The sequence below is a fragment of the Burkholderia sp. F1 genome (assembly GCF_050813845.1).
Classification (GTDB): domain Bacteria; phylum Pseudomonadota; class Gammaproteobacteria; order Burkholderiales; family Burkholderiaceae; genus Burkholderia; species Burkholderia ubonensis.
In genome coordinates this window covers 769,428-789,936 of record NZ_CP172421.1, presented here as the reverse complement: position 1 = coordinate 789,936, position 20,509 = coordinate 769,428, and the positions used below count along the sequence as shown (strand labels likewise).

Annotated in this window: 22 protein-coding genes; 14 read left to right on the top strand and 8 right to left on the bottom strand. The window is 68.4% G+C overall.

What is annotated here, in order from left to right; all coding sequences use genetic code 11:
* Positions 1–23 precede the first annotated feature (23 nt).
* A complete protein-coding gene (locus ACFIMZ_RS03860) occupies positions 24–398 on the bottom strand; it encodes a winged helix-turn-helix transcriptional regulator (RefSeq protein ID WP_431821465.1) in 375 nt (124 codons plus the stop codon).
* 74 nt (positions 399–472) lie between these two features.
* Between ACFIMZ_RS03860 and ACFIMZ_RS03855 the strand changes: the two genes are divergently transcribed.
* A complete protein-coding gene (locus ACFIMZ_RS03855) occupies positions 473–1,243 on the top strand; it encodes an NAD(P)H-dependent oxidoreductase (protein WP_431821464.1) in 771 nt (256 codons plus the stop codon).
* Positions 1,244–1,456: 213 nt separating this feature from the next.
* Positions 1,457–3,076 carry an FMN-binding glutamate synthase family protein gene (locus ACFIMZ_RS03850; RefSeq protein ID WP_431821463.1) on the top strand — a complete coding sequence of 540 codons (1,620 nt, stop codon included), beginning with the start codon at positions 1,457–1,459 and terminating at the stop codon, positions 3,074–3,076.
* A 108-nt stretch (positions 3,077–3,184) separates the two neighbouring features.
* Here the strand turns inward: ACFIMZ_RS03850 and ACFIMZ_RS03845 are convergent, their stop codons facing one another.
* Positions 3,185–3,799 (bottom strand): glutathione S-transferase family protein, encoded by a 615-nt coding sequence (locus ACFIMZ_RS03845; protein WP_431821462.1) that lies wholly within the window; start codon positions 3,797–3,799, stop codon positions 3,185–3,187.
* A gap of 180 nt (positions 3,800–3,979) precedes the next feature.
* Here ACFIMZ_RS03845 and ACFIMZ_RS03840 point away from each other — a divergent pair, with 180 nt between their 5' ends.
* The 10 genes from ACFIMZ_RS03840 to ACFIMZ_RS03795 all read left to right on the top strand — a co-directional run bounded on the left by ACFIMZ_RS03840 (position 3,980) and on the right by ACFIMZ_RS03795 (position 14,449).
* Positions 3,980–5,377, top strand: a complete 1,398-nt coding sequence (locus tag ACFIMZ_RS03840) for an aminopeptidase P N-terminal domain-containing protein (protein ID WP_431821461.1) — start codon at positions 3,980–3,982, stop codon at positions 5,375–5,377.
* Between the two features lie 40 nt (positions 5,378–5,417).
* Positions 5,418–6,596, top strand: coding sequence for a UbiH/UbiF/VisC/COQ6 family ubiquinone biosynthesis hydroxylase (locus ACFIMZ_RS03835; protein WP_431821460.1), 1,179 nt, complete (start codon positions 5,418–5,420; stop codon positions 6,594–6,596).
* Between the two features lie 164 nt (positions 6,597–6,760).
* On the top strand, positions 6,761–7,825 hold the full coding sequence (dusB, locus tag ACFIMZ_RS03830; RefSeq protein ID WP_431821459.1) for a tRNA dihydrouridine synthase DusB: 1,065 nt from the start codon (positions 6,761–6,763) through the stop codon (positions 7,823–7,825).
* Entirely contained in the window at positions 7,822–8,055 is a 234-nt protein-coding gene (locus tag ACFIMZ_RS03825) for a Fis family transcriptional regulator (protein WP_006401675.1), read from the top strand. Before dusB ends, ACFIMZ_RS03825 begins: the two co-directional genes overlap by 4 nt.
* 44 nt (positions 8,056–8,099) lie before the next feature.
* The gene (gene purH, locus ACFIMZ_RS03820; RefSeq protein WP_431821458.1) at positions 8,100–9,665 is read left to right on the top strand and encodes a bifunctional phosphoribosylaminoimidazolecarboxamide formyltransferase/IMP cyclohydrolase; all 1,566 of its coding nucleotides are present in this window, start codon (positions 8,100–8,102) and stop codon (positions 9,663–9,665) included.
* A 141-nt stretch (positions 9,666–9,806) separates the two neighbouring features.
* The gene (gene ruvC, locus ACFIMZ_RS03815) at positions 9,807–10,349 is read left to right on the top strand and encodes a crossover junction endodeoxyribonuclease RuvC (protein WP_174964841.1); all 543 of its coding nucleotides are present in this window, start codon (positions 9,807–9,809) and stop codon (positions 10,347–10,349) included.
* A 134-nt stretch (positions 10,350–10,483) separates the two neighbouring features.
* The gene (gene ruvA, locus ACFIMZ_RS03810) at positions 10,484–11,065 is read left to right on the top strand and encodes a Holliday junction branch migration protein RuvA (RefSeq protein WP_010091363.1); all 582 of its coding nucleotides are present in this window, start codon (positions 10,484–10,486) and stop codon (positions 11,063–11,065) included.
* Between the two features lie 99 nt (positions 11,066–11,164).
* On the top strand, positions 11,165–12,232 hold the full coding sequence (gene ruvB, locus ACFIMZ_RS03805) for a Holliday junction branch migration DNA helicase RuvB (RefSeq protein WP_431821457.1): 1,068 nt from the start codon (positions 11,165–11,167) through the stop codon (positions 12,230–12,232).
* A gap of 25 nt (positions 12,233–12,257) precedes the next feature.
* A complete protein-coding gene (locus tag ACFIMZ_RS03800; protein WP_431821456.1) occupies positions 12,258–13,208 on the top strand; it encodes an oxygenase MpaB family protein in 951 nt (316 codons plus the stop codon).
* Positions 13,209–13,321: 113 nt separating this feature from the next.
* Positions 13,322–14,449, top strand: coding sequence for a ParB/Srx family N-terminal domain-containing protein (locus tag ACFIMZ_RS03795; protein ID WP_431821455.1), 1,128 nt, complete (start codon positions 13,322–13,324; stop codon positions 14,447–14,449).
* Positions 14,450–14,470: 21 nt separating this feature from the next.
* Here the strand turns inward: ACFIMZ_RS03795 and ACFIMZ_RS03790 are convergent, their stop codons facing one another.
* Genes ACFIMZ_RS03790 through tyrS form a run of 3 tightly spaced genes read right to left on the bottom strand, consistent with a single transcriptional unit; the run spans position 14,471 to position 16,853 of the window.
* Positions 14,471–15,133: a histidine phosphatase family protein gene (locus ACFIMZ_RS03790; protein ID WP_431821454.1), complete on the bottom strand. Its 663-nt coding sequence runs from the start codon at positions 15,131–15,133 to the stop codon at positions 14,471–14,473.
* 23 nt (positions 15,134–15,156) lie between these two features.
* On the bottom strand, positions 15,157–15,615 hold the full coding sequence (dtd, locus tag ACFIMZ_RS03785; protein WP_431821453.1) for a D-aminoacyl-tRNA deacylase: 459 nt from the start codon (positions 15,613–15,615) through the stop codon (positions 15,157–15,159).
* Positions 15,612–16,853 carry a tyrosine--tRNA ligase gene (tyrS, locus tag ACFIMZ_RS03780; protein ID WP_431821452.1) on the bottom strand — a complete coding sequence of 414 codons (1,242 nt, stop codon included), beginning with the start codon at positions 16,851–16,853 and terminating at the stop codon, positions 15,612–15,614. Before tyrS ends, dtd begins: the two co-directional genes overlap by 4 nt.
* A 141-nt stretch (positions 16,854–16,994) precedes the next feature.
* On the opposite strand from tyrS, the gene ACFIMZ_RS03775 reads away from it, so the two are divergent.
* On the top strand, positions 16,995–18,143 hold the full coding sequence (locus ACFIMZ_RS03775; protein WP_431821451.1) for an anhydro-N-acetylmuramic acid kinase: 1,149 nt from the start codon (positions 16,995–16,997) through the stop codon (positions 18,141–18,143).
* A gap of 90 nt (positions 18,144–18,233) precedes the next feature.
* On the opposite strand, the gene erpA is transcribed toward ACFIMZ_RS03775, so the two are convergent.
* From erpA to rplM, 3 genes are all read right to left on the bottom strand, one after another.
* The gene (gene erpA / locus ACFIMZ_RS03770) at positions 18,234–18,602 is read right to left on the bottom strand and encodes an iron-sulfur cluster insertion protein ErpA (protein WP_010091356.1); all 369 of its coding nucleotides are present in this window, start codon (positions 18,600–18,602) and stop codon (positions 18,234–18,236) included.
* A gap of 217 nt (positions 18,603–18,819) precedes the next feature.
* Entirely contained in the window at positions 18,820–19,212 is a 393-nt protein-coding gene (gene rpsI / locus ACFIMZ_RS03765) for a 30S ribosomal protein S9 (protein ID WP_010091355.1), read from the bottom strand.
* 10 nt (positions 19,213–19,222) lie between these two features.
* A complete protein-coding gene (rplM, locus tag ACFIMZ_RS03760; protein WP_009687896.1) occupies positions 19,223–19,651 on the bottom strand; it encodes a 50S ribosomal protein L13 in 429 nt (142 codons plus the stop codon).
* Between the two features lie 303 nt (positions 19,652–19,954).
* Between rplM and ACFIMZ_RS03755 the strand changes: the two genes are divergently transcribed.
* The gene (locus ACFIMZ_RS03755; protein WP_431821450.1) at positions 19,955–20,194 is read left to right on the top strand and encodes a DUF1090 family protein; all 240 of its coding nucleotides are present in this window, start codon (positions 19,955–19,957) and stop codon (positions 20,192–20,194) included.
* The last annotated feature ends 315 nt before the right edge of the window (positions 20,195–20,509 follow it).

The window sequence follows — 20,509 nt, the reverse complement described above, 5'->3', positions numbered from 1 at the left end:
CCCCCGAACCGCGCCGCCGTCCGTCAGGCCGTGCGGCACAACTCGGCGTCGTAGCGCTCGCGCGCCGCGTCGAGTTCGGGAAAATGCCGCTCGGCCCATCGGTCGAGCGCAATCAGCGTCGCCACCAGCGTTTCCGCCACCGGCGTCAGTCGATACTCGACGCGCGCGGGCCGCGCGCGAAAATCCTCGCGCTCGATCAGGCCGCTGCGCTCCAGTTCGCGCAGATTCTGCGTCAGGACCTTCTGCGAAATGCCGCCGATGCGCGCCAGCAGCTCGCCGTTGCGCAACGGCCCCGCCGCCAGCGCGGGCAGGATCAGCAGCGTCCATTTGCCCGCGATCAGCGTGAGCGCGTCACGCGCCGAACAGTCGGCCGCGTAGACATCGCCGGGGAATGCCATGGTTACCTCCGGGTACGTAATTGCGCGGCCGGCAGCCGCGGGCCATCATCGTCGCACATCACCGGAGCCCGCTCATGCACGCATTGATCCTCGTCGCCCATCCAGAACCTCGCTCGTTCAACGCGCACCTGGCCGGCGCGGCGGCGGCGACCTGGCTCGAACAGGGACATGCCTCAACCGTCGTCGACCTGTACGCGGAGGGCTTCGACGCGCGCGAGGCACCGTGGCATCACGCCGACCGACACGATCCGGCGCGTTTCGACGCGCAGCGCGAGCAACGCCATCACTGGCAGCGCGGCTCGCTCGCCCCCGAGATCCGGCAGCACCTCGACATGCTGCAGGCGGCCGACGCGCTGATCCTGCAATTCCCGCTGTGGTGGTTCGGCGCGCCCGCGATCCTCAAAGGCTGGATGGACCGCGTATTCGTGTATGGCGGCCTCTACGACAGCCGCCGGCGCCACGAACGCGGCGTCATGCGGGGACGCCGCGCGCTGTTGAGCGTGACGACCGGATCGTCGGCGACGGCCTGTTCGCCCGACGGACGCGAAGGCGATACGCGCCTGCTGCTGTGGCCGCTCATGTACGCGCTGCATTATGTCGGCTTCGACGTGCTCGAGCCGCACCTGATCCACGACGTGCGCGACGATCCCGACAGCGCGGCTGCCCGGCGACGTGTCGCCGCCCTGCGGGAACGGGTCGACGCCTATCGCGCTCGGGTGCGCGACTGGTCCGCGTGGCCGCGGGTGCCGTTCAACCGGGACGAGGACTTCGATGCCGGCGTCACGCTGAAGCCGGACGCCCCCGTGTACAGCCCGTTCATCCGCCACGCGCGACGCGAGGGCTGACGCGCCCTGTCCTGCCGGCGCGTCAGCGCAGGCCTGGCGATTCCCGTAGTAGACTCTGGCCCAGCATCGGCGCCGGTCGCAGCCTGCATGCGCGGCCCCGCGAGACGGATGTCGCCGCGCACCCGGCACAAGGCGGCCGCCGACTGTTGCGCCCGCCGCCGCGCCGATGCATGGCGCAGCGCGGCGATCCAGAAAATGTATAGGGAGTCCCCAATGTTTTCCCGACGCTATCTCGCGATGTGGTGCGCCGTCGTCCTGTTCCTGGCGGTCGCGGCCCTCGCCGCCGGCCATGCGATCGCGTGGCTCTGGCTCGCCATCCCCGCCGCCCTCGTCGCCCTCGGCCTGTACGACTTGAACCAGGACCGTCACGCGATCCTGCGCAACTACCCGCTGTGGGGCCACCTGCGCTTCCTGTTCGAATTCATCCGGCCGGAAATCCGCCAGTACTTCGTCGAGGACGACACCGACGAAAAGCCGTTTTCGCGCGCACAGCGCAGCCTCGTCTACCAGCGCGCGAAGAACGTCGGCGACAACCGCCCGTACGGCACCGAGCTGAACGTGAAGGCGCTCGCGCACGAATGGATCAGCCATTCGCTCGCGCCGACGAAGCTGCCGAACCACGATTTCCGCGTCCGCGTCGGCGCGAGCCGCGCGCAGCCGTACGACATCTCGATCTTCAACATCTCGGCGATGAGCTTCGGCTCGCTGTCCGCGAACGCGATCCGCTCACTGAACCTCGGCGCGAAGAAAGGCGGCTTTGCGCACGATACAGGCGAAGGCTCGCTGTCGAAATACCACCGCGAGAACGGCGGCGACATCATCTGGGAAATCGCGTCCGGCTACTTCGGGTGCCGCAACGACGACGGCACGTTCAGCCCGGACAAGTTCGCGAAGCAGGCGGCCGATCCGCAGGTGAAGATGATCGAGATCAAGCTGTCGCAGGGCGCAAAGCCCGGCCACGGCGGCGTGCTGCCGGCCGCGAAGATCACGCCCGAGATCGCCGAGACGCGCGGCGTGCCGATGGGCAAGGACTGCATCTCGCCCGCGACGCATTCGGAATTCTCGACGCCGCGCGGGCTGCTCGAATTCGTCGAGCGGCTGCGCACGCTGTCCGGCGGCAAGCCGACCGGCTTCAAGCTGTGCATCGGCCATCCGTGGGAATTCTTCGGCATCGCGAAGGCGATGCTCGAGACCGGCATCGTGCCGGACTTCATCGTCGTCGACGGCGCCGAGGGCGGCACCGGCGCGGCGCCGCTCGAATTCACTGATCACGTCGGCGTGCCGCTGCAGGAAGGGCTCCTGCTCGTGCACAACACGCTCGTCGGGATCGGCGTGCGCGACCGCGTGAAGATCGGCGCGAGCGGCAAGATCATCACCGCGTTCGACGTCGCGCGCACGCTCGCGATCGGCGCCGACTGGGTGAACTCGGCGCGCGGCTTCATGTTCGCGGTCGGCTGCATCCAGGCGCAGACCTGCCACACCGGCCGCTGCCCGACCGGCGTCGCGACGCAGGACCCGGTGCGCCAGCGCGCGCTCGTCGTGCCGGACAAGGCCGACCGCGTGTACAACTTCCACCGCAACACGCTGCACGCGCTGCAGGAGCTCGTGCAGGCGGCCGGCCTCGCCCATCCGTCCGAGCTGCGCGCGCATCACATCGTGCAGCGCATCGCGCCGCACGAGGTCCGGCTGATGTCGCAGCTGCTCAAGTACCTGAAGCCCGGCGCGCTGCTCGACGGCGGCCACTGCGGCTATACGCTGTACGAGAAATGGTGGCCGCTCGCGCGCAGCGACTCGTTCACGCTCGGCGACGCCGTCTACGCGTCGATCGAGTGACGGCGCCGGCCGTTTCGATCGGCCGACCGGCCCAAAAAAACGCGCCCCGAGGGGCGCGTTTTTCGTCTGCTCACTACGCGGGCGACAGCGGCGCCTGCGCCGGCCGGGTCACCCTTGCGGCACCGTGTCGATGAACGACTGGCGCTGCATCAGCTTCGCGAAGTGCTTGTCGAGGTTCGGGTGGCGCTCGCGCCAGTTCAGCTCGGGCATCCGGAAGTCGAGATAGCCGAGCGCGCAGCCGAGCGCGACGTCGGCGAGCGTGTAATGATTACCGACGCACCACGTCTTGCCGCCAAGGCCCTGCGACATCGCGACGAGCGCGTCGTCGATCTTGCGCTGCTGGCGGACGATCCAGCTCTCGCTGCGCTGATGCGCGTCGCGCCGCACGTTTTCGATACGGATCGCGACCAACGCGTCGAGCGCGCCGTCGCACAGCGCCTCCCAGCAGCGCACCTCGACGCGCTCGCGGCCCGACGGCGGAATCAGCTTGCCGACCGGCGACAGCGTGTCGACGTACTCGCAGATCACGCGGGAATCGAACACCGCGGCGCCGTCTTCCATCACGAGACACGGAACCTTGCCGAGCGGGTTCGAGGCATGAATGTTCGTGTCCGGCGCCCAGACGTTCTCGAGCTCCAGCTTGTAGTCGATCTTCTTTTCAGCAAGCACGATCCGCGCCTTTCGGACGAACGGGCTGCTGAGCGAACCGATTAATTTCATCATCTGCCTTTGTTGAGGAACCGCCGAGAGTATACGTTGTCGCCGATCATAACCGGCCGGCGACAGCCGGTAGAAAATCGCCCATCCGGCCTGTGGATGGTTTGCAACAACCGCGCCAGCGCCGTTGCGGCCCCCTTCCCACGCCCTCTCACGCGCCGCGTCCGGCGGCGCTACAATCGCACGATGAATGCGCCCCTCGATACCGCCATCGCCGTCGACGTCTACCGCCAGCGCCGCGAGCGCGTGCTTGCCGCACTGCGCGCCGCGGGCGGCGGCGTCGCCATCGTCCCCACCGCGCCGGAAGTGCTGCGCAACCGCGACACGGGCTACCCGTATCGCCACGACAGCTACTTCTACTACCTGACAGGCTTCGCCGAGCCGGACGCCGTGCTCGTGCTGAACGCGTCCGCGCCGCACGGCGCGCCGCAATCGATCCTGTTCTGCCGCGCGAAGAATCCCGACCTCGAGATCTGGGAAGGCTTCCACTATGGCCCGGAGGCTGCGCGCGATGCGTTCGGCGTCGACTCGGCATTCGCCACCGACGTGCTCGACACGGAAATGCCGCGCCTGCTCGCCGATGCGGGCACCGTGCACTACCGGTTCGGCACGTCGGCCGAGTTCGACCGCCAGCTCGGCCGCTGGGTCGATGCGGTGCGCGCGCAGGCACGCACGGGCGTCGCAGCGCCTGACGCGCTGCTCGACCTCACGCCCCTCGTCGACGACATGCGGCTCGTCAAGGACGAGCACGAGCTCGCGATCATGATGCGCGCCGCGCACATCTCGGCGCTCGCGCATCGCCGCGCGATGCAGGCGTGCCGGCCGGGCGTGCGCGAATACGAGCTCGAGGCCGAGCTGCTCTACACGTTCCGCAAGCACGGCGCGCAGGCGCCGGCCTACGGCTCGATCGTCGCGGCGGGCGCGAACACGTGCGTGCTGCACTACCCGGCCGGCAACGCGGCCGCGCGCGACGGCGACCTGATCCTGATCGACGCGGCGTGCGAGCTCGACGGCTACGCATCGGACATCACCCGCACGTTCCCGGCCAACGGACGCTTCTCGCCCGCGCAGCGCACGCTGTACGACGTCGTGCTCGCCGCGCAGCAGGCGGCGATCGACGCGACGCGCGCCGGCGTGCCGTTCGAGGCGCCGCACGACGCCGCGGTGCGCGTGCTCGCGCAGGGCCTGCTCGATACCGGCATCATCCCGAAGACGCGCTTCTCGAACGTCGACGACGTGATCGCGGAGCGTGCGTATGCGCGCTTCTACATGCACCGCACCGGCCACTGGCTCGGCATGGACGTGCACGACTGCGGCGACTACCGCGAGCGGCTCGCCGCGCGCGACGCCAACGGCGCGCTGCCGTGGCGCACGCTGCAGGCCGGCATGACGCTGACCGTCGAGCCGGGCCTGTACGTGCGCGCCGCCGACGACGTGCCGCCCGAATACTGGAATATCGGCATCCGCATCGAGGACGACGCGATCGTGCGCGAGCAGGGCTGCGAGCTGATCACGCGCGACGTGCCCGTCGCGGCCGCCGAGATCGAGGCGCTGATGCGCGCAGGCGCGGCGCACGACGCCTGAGCAGGCGGCGCCGACCGTTTCATTCGTTTCACGATTCCTGATGACGACCGATTCCTCCCCGGCCACGCCGGACCACGACATCGCCATCGTCGGCGCGGGCCCCGTCGGGCTCGCGCTGGCCGGCTGGCTCGCGCGGCGCAGCGCGACACGACACTGGTCGATCGCGCTGATCGACGCGCGCGAGCCCGCCGCGAGCGCAGACGATCCGCGCGCGATCGCGGTGTCGCATGGCAGCCGCGTGCTGCTCGACACGCTCGCGTGGCCCGCCGACGCGACGCCGATCGAACACATCCACGTGTCGCAGCGCGGCCATTTCGGCCGCACGCTGATCGACCGCGACGAGCACGACGTGGCGGCGCTCGGCTACGTCGTGCGCTACGGCTCGATCGTGCAGGCGCTGGCGGGCGCGGTGCGCGGCACGCGCGTCGACTGGCTCACGTCGACCTCGGCGCGCACGCCGCAGCAGGACGCCGGCGGCGTCACGCTGACACTTGACGGCCCGCAGGGCGAACGCACGCTGCGCGCGCGGATCGTCGTCAACGCCGAAGGCGGGCTGTTCCACGAGCAGCAGGACGACGACAGCAAGCACCGCCGCGACTACGGCCAGACCGCGCTCGTCGGCACGGCGACGGTGTCCGCGCCGCGCCCGAACGTCGCGTGGGAACGCTTCACGCACGAAGGGCCGCTCGCGCTGCTGCCGCTCGGCGGTGCCGATTACGCACTGGTGTGGTGCTGCGAGCCCGGCGAAGCCGCACGCCGCGCCGCGTTGCCCGACGACGCGTTTCTGCGCGAGCTCGGCACCGCGTTCGGCGAGCGCATGGGCCGCTTCGTCGCGATCGCCGGGCGCGCGTCGTTCCCGCTCGGCCTGAACGCCGCGCAGACGCTCGTCGACCGCCGCACCGCGATCGTCGGCAATGCCGCGCAGACGCTGCATCCGGTCGCGGGCCAGGGGCTCAACCTCGGCCTGCGCGACGCGCATACGCTCGTCGACACGCTGTCCGGGCACGGCGCCGAGCCGGCCGCGCTCGCGGCCTTCAACGCGCGGCGCGCGCTCGACCGGCGCTTCACGATCGGCGCGACCGACACGCTCGCGCGGCTGTTCACGATCGAGGCGGGCCCGCTCACGCTGCTGCGCGGCGCGGCGCTGACCGCGCTCGAACTCGTGCCGCCGCTCAAGGCCGCGATCGCCCGCCAGATGATGTTCGGCCAGCGCCGCTGACGCGCGCGCCGCCGCCCCCGCCGGGCCGCGCGGTGTCCGATGCGCGCCACGCGCCGCGCGCCGGACAAACCGGGTCAAATCGGCACGGCAGGGGAATACGGTAAAATGCGCGTTTCCCTCCGCCGTTTTCATGCCCGCGCTGGTCCGCGGGCGATGTCATTGCGATGCCCGTTATCGGCTCTCACGTATTACGCAACAACCTGTTCGTCGCCCCGATGGCCGGCGTGACGGACCGGCCGTTCCGCCAGCTGTGCAAACGGCTGGGGGCCGGCTATGCCGTGTCCGAAATGGTCGCGTCCAACGCCCAGCTGTGGAAAAGCGCCAAGACGATGCGGCGCGCGAACCACGAAGGGGAAGTCGAGCCGATCGCCGTGCAGATCGCCGGCGCCGACCCGGCGATGATGGCCGAAGCCGCCCGCTACAACGTGGACAACGGCGCGCAGATCATCGACATCAACATGGGCTGCCCGGCGAAGAAGGTCTGCAACGTCGCCGCGGGCTCCGCGCTGCTGCAGAACGAGCCGCTCGTGAAGCAGATCGTCGAGGCGGTCGTCGGCGCGGTCGGCACGGGGCCTGACGCCGTGCCCGTCACGCTGAAGATCCGCACCGGCTGGGACCGCGAGCACAAGAACGCGATCACGGTCGCGCGCCTCGCCGAGGCCGCCGGCATCTCGATGCTCACCGTGCACGGCCGCACGCGCGCCGACCTGTACCGCGGCGAAGCCGAATACGAGACCATCGCGGCCGTGAAGGCGGCGGTCGGCATTCCGGTCGTCGCGAACGGCGACATCACGTCGCCGCAGAAGGCGAAGGCGGTGCTCGACGCGACGGGCGCCGACGCGCTGATGATCGGTCGTGCCGCGCAAGGCCGGCCGTGGCTGTTCCGTGAAATCGATCATTTCCTGCAAACCGGCGAGCTGCTGCCGCCGCCGCTGATCGACGAGATCCAGCAGGTGATGAACGAGCATCTGGAAGATCACTACGCGTTCTACGGAGAATTCACGGGAGTCCGTACTGCGCGCAAGCACATCGGCTGGTACACTCGCGGCCTTTCCGGAGCCAACGGGTTCCGGCACCGGATGAACACGCTCGATTCCACCCGCGAGCAGCTCGCCGCCGTCAATGCGTTCTTCGAGGCGCAGAAGGCGCTGTCCGATCACCTCGTCTACGTCGACGAGGAAGGGGATGACCAAGGCGAGTCGGACGACCATAACCAGTTAGCAGCATGAGCAAGCACAACATCGAACAATGTGTCCGCGAGAGCCTGGACGTGTATTTCCGGGATCTAGACGGCTCCAATCCGCATGACGTCTACGAAATGGTGATGTCCTGCGTCGAAAAGCCGATGCTCGAGGTCGTGCTCGAACAGGCGGGCGGCAACCAGTCGCTCGCCGCGGAGTACCTCGGCATCAACCGCAATACGCTGCGCAAGAAGCTGCAGCAGCACGGCCTGCTGTAGCCGGCCGCCCTGTCCCCGTTTCCCTGGCTATTGGTGGTTCCATCATGATCAAGCAAGCGCTCATTTCCGTTTCCGACAAGACCGGCATCGTCGATTTTGCAAAGTCGCTGTCCGACCTCGGCGTCAAGCTGCTGTCGACCGGCGGCACCGCGAAACTGCTGGCCGACGCGGGCCTGCCCGTCACCGAGGTGGCCGACTACACCGGCTTCCCGGAAATGCTCGATGGGCGCGTGAAGACGCTGCATCCGAAGGTGCACGGCGGCATCCTGGCGCGCCGCGACCTGCCCGAGCACATGCAGGCGCTCGCAGCGCACGACATCCCGACGATCGACCTGCTCGTCGTGAACCTGTACCCGTTCGTCGCGACGATCGCGAAGGACGACTGCACGCTCGCGGACGCGATCGAGAACATCGACATCGGCGGCCCGACGATGCTGCGCTCGGCGGCGAAGAACCACCGCGACGTGACGGTGATCGTCGATCCGGCCGACTACGCGGTCGTGCTCGACGAGATGAAGGCGAACGACAACACGGTCGGCTATGCGACCAACTTCCGTCTCGCGACCAAGGTGTTCGCGCACACCGCGCAGTACGACGGCGCGATCACGAACTACCTGACGAGCCTGACCGACGAGCTCAAGCACACGTCGCGCAATCCGTACCCGGCGACGCTGAACATCGCGTTCGACAAGGTGCAGGACCTGCGCTACGGCGAGAACCCGCACCAGAGCGCCGCGTTCTACCGCGATGTCGCGCCGCAAGCCGGCGCGCTCGCGAACTACCGCCAGCTGCAGGGCAAGGAGCTGTCGTACAACAACATCGCCGATTCGGACGCCGCGTGGGAATGCGTGAAGACGTTCGATGCGCCGGCCTGCGTGATCATCAAGCACGCGAACCCGTGCGGCGTCGCGGTCGGCAACGGCCCGGCCGACGCATACGCGAAGGCGTTCCAGACCGATCCGACGTCGGCGTTCGGCGGCATCATCGCGTTCAACCGCGAAGTCGACGAAGCGGCCGCGCAGGCCGTCGCGAAGCAGTTCGTCGAAGTGCTGATCGCGCCGTCGTTCACCGACGCCGCGAAGCAGGTGTTCGCCGCGAAGCAGAACGTGCGCCTGCTCGAGATCGCACTGGGCGAAGGCCATAACGCGTTCGACCTGAAGCGCGTCGGCGGCGGCCTGCTGGTGCAGTCGCTCGATGCGAAGAACGTGCAGCCGCACGAGCTGCGCGTCGTCACGAAGCGCCACCCGACGCCGAAGGAAATGGACGACCTGCTGTTCGCCTGGCGCGTCGCGAAGTACGTGAAGTCGAACGCGATCGTGTTCTGCGGCAACGGCATGACGCTCGGCGTCGGCGCGGGCCAGATGAGCCGCGTCGACTCGGCGCGCATCGCGAGCATCAAGGCGCAGAACGCGGGCCTCACGCTCGCGGGTTCGGCAGTCGCGTCGGATGCGTTCTTCCCGTTCCGCGACGGCCTCGACGTCGTCGTGGCGGCGGGCGCGACCTGCGTGATCCAGCCGGGCGGCTCGGTGCGCGATGACGAAGTGATCGCCGCGGCCGACGAGCACAACATCGCGATGATCCTGACGGGCGTGCGCCACTTCCGTCACTGATCGACGGCGCGCGGCCCTTGGGGCCGCGATACAGGAGCCCGGCGGCGTCGCACCCGCCGGGTTTTTTATTGCGCACCGCATCGCGGCGGCCTGCCGCGCCTTTCGTTGTAGTATCGCTGCATCACGCCATTCCCTCCTTACATGCGAATTCTCGGCATCGACCCCGGCCTGCGCGTCACCGGCTTTGGCGTCATCGACGTCAGCGGCCACCGGCTCGCCTACGTCACGAGCGGCGTGATCCGCACGCCGACGGCCGATCTGGCCACCCGGCTCGGCACGATCTTCCAGGGCGTCTCGACGCTCGTGCGCGAACACGCGCCCGATCAGGCCGCGATCGAAAAGGTGTTCGTCAACGTCAACCCGCAGTCGACGCTGCTGCTCGGCCAGGCGCGCGGCGCCGCGATCTGCGGGCTCGTCACGGGCGGGTTGCCGGTCGCCGAATACACCGCGCTGCAGCTCAAGCAGGCCGTCGTCGGCTACGGCCGCGCGACCAAGGCGCAGATGCAGGAGATGGTCACGCGGCTCCTGAATCTCTCCGGGCAGCCCGGCACCGACGCGGCCGACGCGCTCGGCATGGCGATCTGCCACGCACACGGCGGCAACACGCTCGGCATGCTCGGCGGCCTCGCGCCGGCGCTCGCGAAGAAAGGGCTGCGCGTGCGGCGCGGCCGGCTCGTCGGCTGACGCCCGGCGGCGCGCAACGGGCGATCACCCTGCTGCGCGCCCTGCTTCCTGCGCTCCCGGCCGAACGGCCGGCCCATCGGTTTTCCGCCGCGCGTGCGCTACACTCGCGCTTTCCTCATCGCCTCGCTCAATCCATGATCGGTCGCATCGCCGGCATCCTCCTCGAAAAGAACCCGCCTCACCTGCTCGTCGACTGCAACGGCGTCGGCTATGAAATCGACGTGCCGATGAGCACCTTCTACAACCTGCCGCAGACCGGCGAGCGGGTCGTGCTGCTCACGCAGCAGATCGTCCGCGAGGACGCGCACCTGCTGTACGGCTTCCTGAGCCCGCAGGAGCGCACGACCTTCCGCGAGCTGCTGAAGATCACCGGCATCGGCGCGCGCATGGCGCTCGCCGTGCTGTCCGGCATGAGCGTGCAGGAGCTCGCGCAGGCCGTGACGATGCAGGACGCCGCCCGCCTGACCCGCCTGCCCGGGATCGGCAAGAAGACGGCCGAGCGCCTGCTGCTGGAACTGAAGGGCAAGCTCGGCGCCGATCTCGGCACGCTCGCCGGCGCCGCGTCGCCGTCCGACCACGCGACCGACATCCTCAACGCGCTGCTCGCGCTCGGCTACTCGGAGAAGGAAGGCCTCGCCGCGATCAAGAACGTGCCGGCCGGCACCGGCGTGTCCGAAGGCATCAAGCTCGCGCTCAAGGCGCTGTCGAAGGCGTAACGGCCACGCGTCCGACGCAGTGTCGCGCCGCTGCTTGCGGCGCGCCAGTCGGCCGTTCGGCCAGATTTGCCCGGCAGCGGCGCGCGGTACAATGGCCGCATGATTGAAACCGACAAACTCGCCACCGAGCGGATCATCGCCGCCACGCCCGCCTCGTCGCACGAAGAGGTGTTCGAACGCGCGCTGCGGCCGCGCCAGCTCGACGAATACGTCGGCCAGGAAAAGGTGCGCGGCCAGCTCGAGATCTTCATCGAGGCCGCGAAGCGCCGTTCCGAGCCGCTCGACCACGTGCTGCTGTTCGGCCCGCCCGGTCTCGGCAAGACGACGCTCGCGCACATCATCGCGCGCGAGATGGGCGTCAACCTGCGCCAGACGTCGGGCCCGGTGCTCGAGCGCGCGGGCGACCTCGCGGCGCTGCTGACGAACCTCGAAGCGAACGACGTGCTGTTCATCGACGAAATCCACCGGCTGTCGCCGGTCGTCGAGGAAATCCTGTATCCGGCGCTCGAGGACTACCAGATCGACATCATGATCGGCGAGGGTCCGGCCGCGCGCAGCGTGAAGCTCGACCTGCAGCCGTTCACGCTCGTCGGCGCGACCACCCGCGCCGGGATGCTGACCAACCCGCTGCGCGACCGTTTCGGGATCGTCGCGCGCCTCGAGTTCTACGATGCGGAGCAGCTGTCGCGCATCGTGCGCCGCTCGGCGTCGCTGCTCAACGCGCAGATCGATCCGAACGGCGCGCTCGAGATCGCGAAGCGCTCGCGCGGCACGCCGCGAATCGCGAACCGGCTGTTGCGCCGCGTGCGCGACTATGCGGAAGTGAAGGCCGACGGCAACATCACCGCGACCGTCGCCGATGCGGCGCTCGCGATGCTCGACGTCGACCCGGTCGGCTTCGACCTGATGGACCGCAAGCTGCTCGAAGCGATCCTGTACAAGTTCGACGGCGGCCCGGTCGGCATCGACAACCTCGCCGCGGCGATCGGCGAGGAGCGCGACACGATCGAGGACGTGCTCGAGCCGTACCTGATCCAGCAAGGCTTCCTGCAACGCACGCCGCGCGGACGCGTCGCGACGCTGCTGACCTACCGCCACTTCGGGCTCGCCGCGCCGGATACGGGCAACCCGGTGCGCGGCGCATGGGAGGCGTCCGACGGGCAGTGACCGCCCGCCCGACGCTACGCCGGCGATGACGACGCCATCCAACCCGCCCCCCGGCGCGCCGGTGCCGCACCCGCGCTGGCTCGAGCCGCTCCGCAAGCGGCTCGTGGCCGGCGTCACGCATCTGACGACGGGCAGCGGCCCGTCGCTCGACTTTTCGTCGCCGCCCGGCGATCCGGGCCTGTTCGGCCCCGACGCGGTCTGCTGGCGCGTGCATGCGGACTTCGCGTCGATGATGACGGGCGGCATCTCCGCGCTGCTGCTGCAGGCGCTGCATCCGCTCGCGCTCGCCGGCGTATGGGATCACTCGTCGTTTCGCACCGACATCCTCGGGCGGCTGCGGCGCACCGCGACGTTCATTTCCGGCACCACGTTCGGCAACCGCGCGGACGCGCTCGCGCTGATCGAGCGCGTGAAGGCGATTCACGCGAAGGTGCACGGCACCGCGCCCGACGGACGGCCCTACCGGGCCGACGATCCGGCGCTGCTGACCTGGGTGCATGTCGCGGAAGTATCGAGCTTTCTCGCCGCGCATCTGCGCTACGTGAACCCGGCCTTGCCGGGCGAGCTGCAGGACCGCTATTACGCGGAAACGGCGCGCATCGCCGAGATGCTCGGCGCGCAGGACGTGCCCCGCTCGCGCGCCGAGGTCGACGCGTATCTGGCGCGCATGCGGCCCGATCTCGAAGCCGGACCGCGCACGTTCGAGGTGATGCGGATCCTGCTGAATGCGCCGGTCGCACGGCCGGCGATGCGTCCCGCCGCGACCCTCGTGATGCACGCCGGCATCGACCTGCTGCCGCCGTGGGCCCAGGAGATGCTCGGGGTGTCGAGATTCGCGCCGCTGCGGCGCGCGGTGGTCCGGCCGGGCGTGCGCGTGGTCGCGCCGGTGCTGCGCTGGGCGCTCATCAATGGCGCATCGAGGCGCGCCCGGCGGCGTGCGACCGCAGCGCCGCAAAGCGGCAAGCCTTCTGCCTGACAGCCGCCTTCCAAATATTTCGATTTGCCGTCACATTCGTCTGACAAGATGACAGGCTGGCTGCTGCGCGCGTGCGCGCCGCGCCCCCTCCACTCTAACGACCGACGACCGCGATGGCCCACCTGCCGATCCGCTTCGCCCTTGCCGCCAGCCTGACCACCGTTTTCGCCCTCTCCGCTTGCGGCGGCGACGGGGCGGCCCCCGTCGCACGGGCAGACGTGCAGGCGCCGGCCGGCGGCGGGGCAACGACTCCAGCGACACCGGCGCCCCCGCCGCCCGTCACGCCGCAACCGGGCAAGTGGAAGGCCGCCCGCACGGGCGACCTGCTCGACGTCGCGCTCGGCGACCTGCATCCGACGCAGGGCGCGATAGGCTACGACCAGATCTACTACAAGCTCGGCCGCTACGAACTGCAGCCCGACAAGAAATTCGACGAGTTCTGCGCCGACGAAGGCCTCGGCGGCGTCGCGTCAAACGGCTACACCGCGCAGTCGACGCTGCGCGAGCCCGCGAGCTACGCGTGCACGACGACCGACGCGAACGCCCGTGACCGCACGGTGCTGAATCCCGTCGTGATCGGCCCCAATGGCGACACCTTGTACGTGACCGACGGCCACCACGGGCTGTCGACCTACTACGAGACGCCTGACGGCGGTGCGGCGCTGCACGTCCACGTGGTCGTCAAGGACAACCTGAGCGGCTACACGGGCGACGCGTTCTGGCGGCAGATGCAAAGCCGCGGCTACCTGCGGCTCAAGGACGGCAACGGCCAGCCGATCACGGCCGCGCAATTGCCTGCGGGGCTCGGCCTGAAGCTCGGCATGACGAACGACCGCCACCGGTCGCTCGTCTATTTCACGCGCGACATCGGCTACAGCAAGCCCGCGCAGGCGACCGACTATCTCGAGTTCTATTGGGCCGACTGGCTGCGCGCGCAGCCCGCCACGTTCTCGCTCGCGAGCTACGACCTGACGCGGCTCGGCGCGACCGACCCCGATCCCGCCAACGCCGATACGGGCTACCTGAACGCGGTCTGGAACGCGTCGACGCGCATGGTCGCGGCCACCGACCCCGTCATCGACGGCAGGACCGGCGCCGACCTCGGACGCGCCGATGCGATCAACGGCGGCAAGAAATACAACAAGGGGGAATTCGACAAGCTGCGTCAGCCGATCACGGCCGGCAAGCCCGGCAAGATCGCCTACGCGCTCGACTACAAGGCGCGCCACGGCCTGCAGTGAGCGGCCGGGCGCAGCCTGCGCTCAGAGCACCTGGCGGTACCCGTCGTCGTCGCTCGCTTCGTCCAGGTGCGACACGTCCGCCCACTGCACGACGTTCGCGCGTCCGTCCACGTAGTCGACGACGTTGATGCTCGTGTTGAGCAGCTGATAGTTGCGCGGCGCGGCGAGATCGAGCCCGTTCGCGAACCGGTACACGCAATCGAGCACGCCGCCGTGTGCGACACAGGCGATCCGCCCGCCCGGATGCGCGGCGACGATCGGCTCGATCGCGTGCAGCACGCGGTGGTAGAACGCGCGCTGCGACTCGCCGCCTTCCGGCTCGAAGCCGGGGTCGCGCGTCTGCCACGCGGCGTACGCGTCGGGAAACCGCGCCTCGATCTCCGTGCTGTCGTGCCCCTGGAAGATGCCGTACGCACGCTCGCGCAAGCCTGCGCGCAGCACGAGCGGCAGGCCGAGCGCATCGGCGGCCGGATGCGCAGTCTGCTGCGCACGCATCAGGTCGCTCGAATAGATCGCGTCGACGCGCGCACCGTCGCGCGTTTCGCGCGCAAGACGCACGGCCAGCCGCTGCGCCTGCGCAAGGCCCGAGTCGGCCAGCGGAATGTCGATATGGCCCTGGATGCGCTTGATGCGGTTCCAGGCCGTCTCGCCATGACGGATGAAGAGAATCTGCGTGGTGGCCATCGCGGCGGCGCCTCCGGGAATGATCAGGGCCGCACTTGCAGCCAGAAGGTCACGGGCCCGTCGTTGACGAGCGAGACCTGCATGTCGGCGCCGAACTCGCCGGTCGCGACGAGCGGATGGCGCGCACGCGCCGCGTCGACGAAATAGTCGAACAGGCGCGCGCCCTCGTCGGGCGGCGCCGCGGGCGTGAAGCTCGGACGCAGGCCGCTGTTGGTGTCCGCCGCGAGCGTGAACTGCGACACGAGCAGCAGGCCACCCGCGCGCCCCGCGCCGTCGATGTTCGACACCGGCAGGTTCATCTTGCCGGCCGCATCGCTGAACACGCGATAGCCGAGCACCTTCGCGAGCAGCTTGTCGGCCGCCGCGTCGGTGTCGCCGCGCTCCGCGCAGACGAGCGCGAGCAGGCCCGCGCCGATCTCGCCCGTCACGCGGTCGCCGACGCGCACGTCGGCGCGCTTCACGCGCTGGATCAGCGCGATCATGCGGTCAGCGTCACGCGCGCGAAGCGGCGCTTGCCGACCTGCACGACATACTCGCCCGCCTCGATCTTGAGGCCCTTGTCCGTGATCGCCGTACCGTCGATCTTCACGCCGCCCTGCTCGATGTTGCGCAGCGCTTCGCTCGTCGACGGCACGAGGCCCGCCTGCTTCAGCAGCTGGCCGATCGCGAGCGGCGCGCCCGCGAGCGTCACCGACGGGATGTCGTCCGGCACGCCGCCCTTCGCGCGGTGGTTGAAGTCCTCGAGCGCGCGCTCGGCGTCGGCCTGCGAATGGAAGCGCGCGACGATTTCCTGCGCGAGCAGCACCTTGAAGTCGCGCGGGTTGCGGCCGTCTTCGATCTCGCGACGGAAGCCGACGATCTCGTCCATGCTGCGGAACGACAGCAGCTCGAAGTAACGCCACATCAGCGTGTCCGAGATGCTCATCAGCTTGCCGAACATGTCGTTCGGCTTCTCGCTGATGCCGACGTAGTTGCCCTTCGACTTCGACATCTTCTCGACGCCGTCGAGGCCCTCGAGCAGCGGCATCGTCAGGATGCACTGCTGCTCCTGGCCGTACTGCTTCTGCAGCTCGCGGCCGACCAGCAGGTTGAACTTCTGGTCGGTGCCGCCCAGCTCGAGGTCGGCGTTCAGCGCGACCGAGTCGTAGCCCTGCATCAGCGGGTACAGGAACTCGTGGATCGAGATCGGCACGCCGCCCTGGAAACGCTTCGTGAAGTCCTCGCGCTCGAGGATACGCGCGACCGTGTAGCGCGACGCGAGCTTGATCATCCCGTCGGCGCCGAGCGGCATCGACCATTCGCTGTTGTAGCGGATCTCGGTCTTGTCGCGGTCGAGCACCAGCGCCGCCTGCTCGAAATAGGTCTTCGCATTCGCCTCGATCTGCTCGCGCGTGAGCGGCGGGCGCGTCGCATTGCGGCCGGACGGATCGCCGATCAGCGACGTGAAGTCGCCGATCAGGAAGATCACCGTATGACCGAGGTCCTGTAGCTGACGCATCTTGTTCAGCACGACCGTGTGGCCGATGTGGATGTCCGGCGCGGTCGGGTCGAGGCCGAGCTTGATGCGCAGCGGCTTGCCCGTGGCCGCGCTGCGCGCGAGCTTCTGCGCGAACTCTTCCTCGATCAGCAGCTCGTCGACGCCGCGCTTCGTGACGGCGAGCGCATGCCGCACTTCATCGGTGATCGGGAAAACAGGCTTGGAACTGGGTTCGGTGCTCATCGGTGCCAGGAAGAAGGTCGCAAAAACAGGGATTTTCCCATAACTTGCGCGCGCATCGCTTAACGGCGGCCCCGCTTGCGCGGATAATCGGCCGCAAGGCGCGCGGCACCGGCCGTCGCCGCACGATCCAGGAGGGTTCACGTGCCGCTGCGACGTCCATCACCCGGCCACCCGGCCGACGGCGTTTATTTCGGATTGATGTCGGGAACGAGCATGGACGGCGTCGACGGCGTCGCCGTGCGCTTCGAGACCGGCAAGCCGCCGGTCGTGCTGGCCGAGGCCTTCGTCGGGTTCGCGCAGACGCTGCGCGACGCGCTGTTCGCGCTGCAGCAGCCGGGCGACGACGAGATCGAGCGCGAGGCGCTGGCCGCCAACGCGCTCGCGGCCCGCTACGCGGTGTGCTGCCATGAACTGCAGCGCGCGGCCGGTCTTTCTCCCGACCAGGTGCGCGCGATCGGCGTGCACGGGCAGACGGTGCGCCACCGCCCCGAGCGCGGCTACACGCGGCAGACCAACAATCCGGCACTGCTCGCCGAACTGACGCACATCGACGTGATTGCCGACTTCCGCAGCCGCGACGTGGCCGCGGGCGGCCAGGGCGCGCCGCTCGTGCCGGCGTTCCATGCGACGTTGTTCGGCGCGCCGCGCGAGACGCGGGTCGTCTGCAATCTCGGCGGAATCAGCAACATCACGATCCTGCCCGGCGACGACGGCGACGTTCGCGGCTTCGACTGCGGCCCCGCGAATGCGCTGATCGACGAATGGGCGAGCCGCCACCTCGGCAAGCCCTACGACGAAAGCGGCAAGTTCGCCGCGCGCGGCACGGTCCATGCGCCACTGCTCGATGCGCTGCTCGACGAGCCCTATTTCGACGCGCCGCCGCCCAAGAGCACCGGACGCGACCTGTTCAATCCGGCCTGGCTCGACGCCAGGCTGGCCGCATTCGCGCAACTCGCGCCGGAGGACGTGCAGGCCACGCTCACGGCGCTGACGGCCGTGTCGATCGCGCACGAGATCGCGCAGCATGCGCCCGACTGCACGGCCGTCTATGTGTGCGGCGGCGGCGCCCGCAACCCCGTGCTGCTCGACGCGCTTTCAAACGCGCTGCGCGACCGTGGCGTGCGCGCGGCAGTCGACACGACGGCCGCGCTCGGTGTGCCGCCGCAGCAGGTCGAAGCGTTCGCGTTCGCGTGGCTCGCGTACCGCTTCGCCGCGCGCGAGCCGGGCAGCCTCGCGACGGTCACCGGCGCGGCCGGCGACCGCGTGCTGGGCGCGCTCTATCCGCGCTGACGCGGCATGCGCGCATCAGCCGGGCAAAAAAAACGGGGCTTCATGCCCCGTTTTTTCATTCCGGCGAACCAGATCGGACGCCTCGTGTGCTCAGACCGAGAACGACGAACCGCACCCGCAGGTGGTCGTCGCGTTCGGGTTCTTGATCACGAACTGCGCGCCGTTCAGATCGTCCTTGTAGTCGATCTCTGCGCCGACCAGGTACTGGTAGCTCATCGAGTCGATCAGCAACTGGACGCCGTTCTTGTTCATCACGGTGTCGTCCTCGTTGACTTCCTCGTCGAACGTGAAGCCGTACTGGAAGCCGGAGCACCCGCCGCCCTGCACGAACACGCGCAGCTTCAGGTCAGGATTGCCTTCTTCGTCGATCAGTTGCTTCACCTTCTCGGCCGCCGCGTCGGTGAAGACGAACGGTGCCGGCATTTCGGTCGTGGCTGCGGATTCGGTAACAGCGTTCATGCGAACTCTCCAAAAAGCTTTAGCCGCTATTGTAGGGCCGATCTCAAGATCGTGCCGAAGTCCATGAAATCAACAGGTTCTTGTCGATTTCGTCAAACCGGCGGCCAGCGGCGGCGCGCGACCGCGAAACGGACGCGCATAAAAAAAACCGCCAGCGTGAAAGCTGGCGGTTTTTCCGGCGGACGCCGCCCGAAAGCGGCGCGGCCACGAAGCGGAATTAACGCTTCGAGAACTGCTTGGCGCGGCGTGCCTTGCGCAGACCGACCTTCTTACGCTCGACTTCACGCGCATCGCGCGTGACGAAGCCTGCGTTCGACAGCGACGGCTTCAGCGTCGCGTCGTAGTCGATCAGTGCACGGGTGATGCCATGGCGCACTGCGCCTGCCTGACCCGTTTCACCGCCGCCCGTCACGTTCACCTTGATGTCGAACGTCTGGCCGTGGTTCGTGAGTTCCAGCGGTTGACGCACGATCATCAGCGACGTTTCGCGCGAGAAGTAGTCAGCGATGGGCTTGCCGTTGACGACGATGTCGCCCTTGCCAGCCTTGATGAAGACGCGAGCAACGGCGCTCTTGCGGCGGCCCGTACCGTAGTTCCAGTTACCGATCATGTGGGTCCCCTTAGATCTCGAGCGCCTTCGGCTGTTGAGCCGAGTGCGGATGCGTCGCTTCAGCGTAGACCTTCAGCTTCTTGATCATCGCGTAGCCGAGCGGGCCCTTCGGCAGCATGCCCTTGACCGCCTTCTCGAGCGCGCGGCCCGGGAAGCGTTCCTGCATCTTGCCGAACGTCGTTTCATAGATACCGCCCGGGTAGCCCGAGTGACGGTAGTACTTCTTGTCCAGAGTCTTGTTGCCCGTGACCTTCAACTTGCTCGCGTTGATGATGATGATGAAATCACCGGTGTCGACGTGCGGGGTGAACTCAGGCTTGTGCTTGCCGCGCAGACGGCGTGCCACTTCGCTGGCAACACGGCCGAGAACCTTATCCGTCGCGTCAATCACGTACCATTCGCGCGTCACCTCATGGGCTTTTGCGGAAAACGTCTTCATGATCGATCCAAAAAAAATGCTTTGCCCGATGTGTTCTTTCCTGCTTGTGTAGGTGCGCTTCGAGGCGCGGTGCAGGCTCTCCCTGTTCTTTTTCCGTGGGCATGAATGCGGAAAAGCTCTGAATTATAAAGGAATTGCCGCGCCGCGGTCAAAGGGAATCCGCACCCGGGTGTCCGGCTCGCCGGAAATCGGCCAAAATCCGGTCCCGCCCCGTTATATCCGGCGATTCCGAGCGCACGGGGGGCACCCATCGGCACACGCAAGAACGCAAGAACGTGCCGGACAAGGAAAACAACAATCACGATGAAGAAACGACTCACGCCACTCCTGGCGGCCGCCCTGCTGGGCAGCGCCGCATCGGCCGCCGCAGACCCGGCCGGCTGCAACGCGAAGCTCGACGCACTCGACGCACGCATCGCCGCCGCGCGCGAAGCGCGCGCCGATGACCGCGTCGCGAAACTGCGCGCCGTGCGCGAACGGGTGCGCCACTTCTGCGCGCGCCGCCCCGACCATGCATCGGCCGTCGACGCTCCTGGCGCCTGACGCTCGCGGGACGCGCACATTGCGCGCCGATGTTTGCATGGGACGAAAAAAAGCCCGAACGGCTGGTTCGGGCTTAATCCACCATAGGAGGAGGGTGGAGGAGACATTCGGAGGTTGCCGCAGCGCGACAACCAATGAGTCGCATTATACGAACGGGTGCCCGGCAGCACAAGAAAATTTGCATTACGAAATCCACAACCATAATGCGAAATCATGGAGCCCCAAGCCCGCCATTTGGCTTTTCATTTTAAATCAAACACTTGCAGATTCACGCAAGCCGCGCCGGCCGCCCCTGGCTAGAGCAAAACCCCTAAA

What these genes read in the sequence shown, in the direction of transcription:
- dusB (WP_431821459.1), top strand. Translation starts at nt 6,761, where the DNA reads ATGCCCGTTATCGGCTCTCACGTATTACGCAACAACCTGTTCGTCGCC.
- ruvB (WP_431821457.1), top strand. Translation starts at nt 11,165, where the DNA reads ATGATTGAAACCGACAAACTCGCCACCGAGCGGATCATCGCCGCCACG.
- ACFIMZ_RS03850 (WP_431821463.1), top strand. Translation starts at nt 1,457, where the DNA reads ATGTTTTCCCGACGCTATCTCGCGATGTGGTGCGCCGTCGTCCTGTTC.
- ACFIMZ_RS03835 (WP_431821460.1), top strand. Translation starts at nt 5,418, where the DNA reads ATGACGACCGATTCCTCCCCGGCCACGCCGGACCACGACATCGCCATC.
- ACFIMZ_RS03800 (WP_431821456.1), top strand. Translation starts at nt 12,258, where the DNA reads ATGACGACGCCATCCAACCCGCCCCCCGGCGCGCCGGTGCCGCACCCG.
- rplM (WP_009687896.1), bottom strand. Translation starts at nt 19,651, where the DNA reads ATGAAGACGTTTTCCGCAAAAGCCCATGAGGTGACGCGCGAATGGTAC.
- erpA (WP_010091356.1), bottom strand. Translation starts at nt 18,602, where the DNA reads ATGAACGCTGTTACCGAATCCGCAGCCACGACCGAAATGCCGGCACCG.
- dtd (WP_431821453.1), bottom strand. Translation starts at nt 15,615, where the DNA reads ATGATCGCGCTGATCCAGCGCGTGAAGCGCGCCGACGTGCGCGTCGGC.
- ruvC (WP_174964841.1), top strand. Translation starts at nt 9,807, where the DNA reads ATGCGAATTCTCGGCATCGACCCCGGCCTGCGCGTCACCGGCTTTGGC.
- ACFIMZ_RS03795 (WP_431821455.1), top strand. Translation starts at nt 13,322, where the DNA reads ATGGCCCACCTGCCGATCCGCTTCGCCCTTGCCGCCAGCCTGACCACC.
- ACFIMZ_RS03755 (WP_431821450.1), top strand. Translation starts at nt 19,955, where the DNA reads ATGAAGAAACGACTCACGCCACTCCTGGCGGCCGCCCTGCTGGGCAGC.
- ACFIMZ_RS03825 (WP_006401675.1), top strand. Translation starts at nt 7,822, where the DNA reads ATGAGCAAGCACAACATCGAACAATGTGTCCGCGAGAGCCTGGACGTG.
- ACFIMZ_RS03790 (WP_431821454.1), bottom strand. Translation starts at nt 15,133, where the DNA reads ATGGCCACCACGCAGATTCTCTTCATCCGTCATGGCGAGACGGCCTGG.
- tyrS (WP_431821452.1), bottom strand. Translation starts at nt 16,853, where the DNA reads ATGAGCACCGAACCCAGTTCCAAGCCTGTTTTCCCGATCACCGATGAA.
- rpsI (WP_010091355.1), bottom strand. Translation starts at nt 19,212, where the DNA reads ATGATCGGTAACTGGAACTACGGTACGGGCCGCCGCAAGAGCGCCGTT.
- ACFIMZ_RS03855 (WP_431821464.1), top strand. Translation starts at nt 473, where the DNA reads ATGCACGCATTGATCCTCGTCGCCCATCCAGAACCTCGCTCGTTCAAC.
- ACFIMZ_RS03860 (WP_431821465.1), bottom strand. Translation starts at nt 398, where the DNA reads ATGGCATTCCCCGGCGATGTCTACGCGGCCGACTGTTCGGCGCGTGAC.
- ACFIMZ_RS03845 (WP_431821462.1), bottom strand. Translation starts at nt 3,799, where the DNA reads ATGATGAAATTAATCGGTTCGCTCAGCAGCCCGTTCGTCCGAAAGGCG.
- purH (WP_431821458.1), top strand. Translation starts at nt 8,100, where the DNA reads ATGATCAAGCAAGCGCTCATTTCCGTTTCCGACAAGACCGGCATCGTC.
- ACFIMZ_RS03840 (WP_431821461.1), top strand. Translation starts at nt 3,980, where the DNA reads ATGAATGCGCCCCTCGATACCGCCATCGCCGTCGACGTCTACCGCCAG.
- ruvA (WP_010091363.1), top strand. Translation starts at nt 10,484, where the DNA reads ATGATCGGTCGCATCGCCGGCATCCTCCTCGAAAAGAACCCGCCTCAC.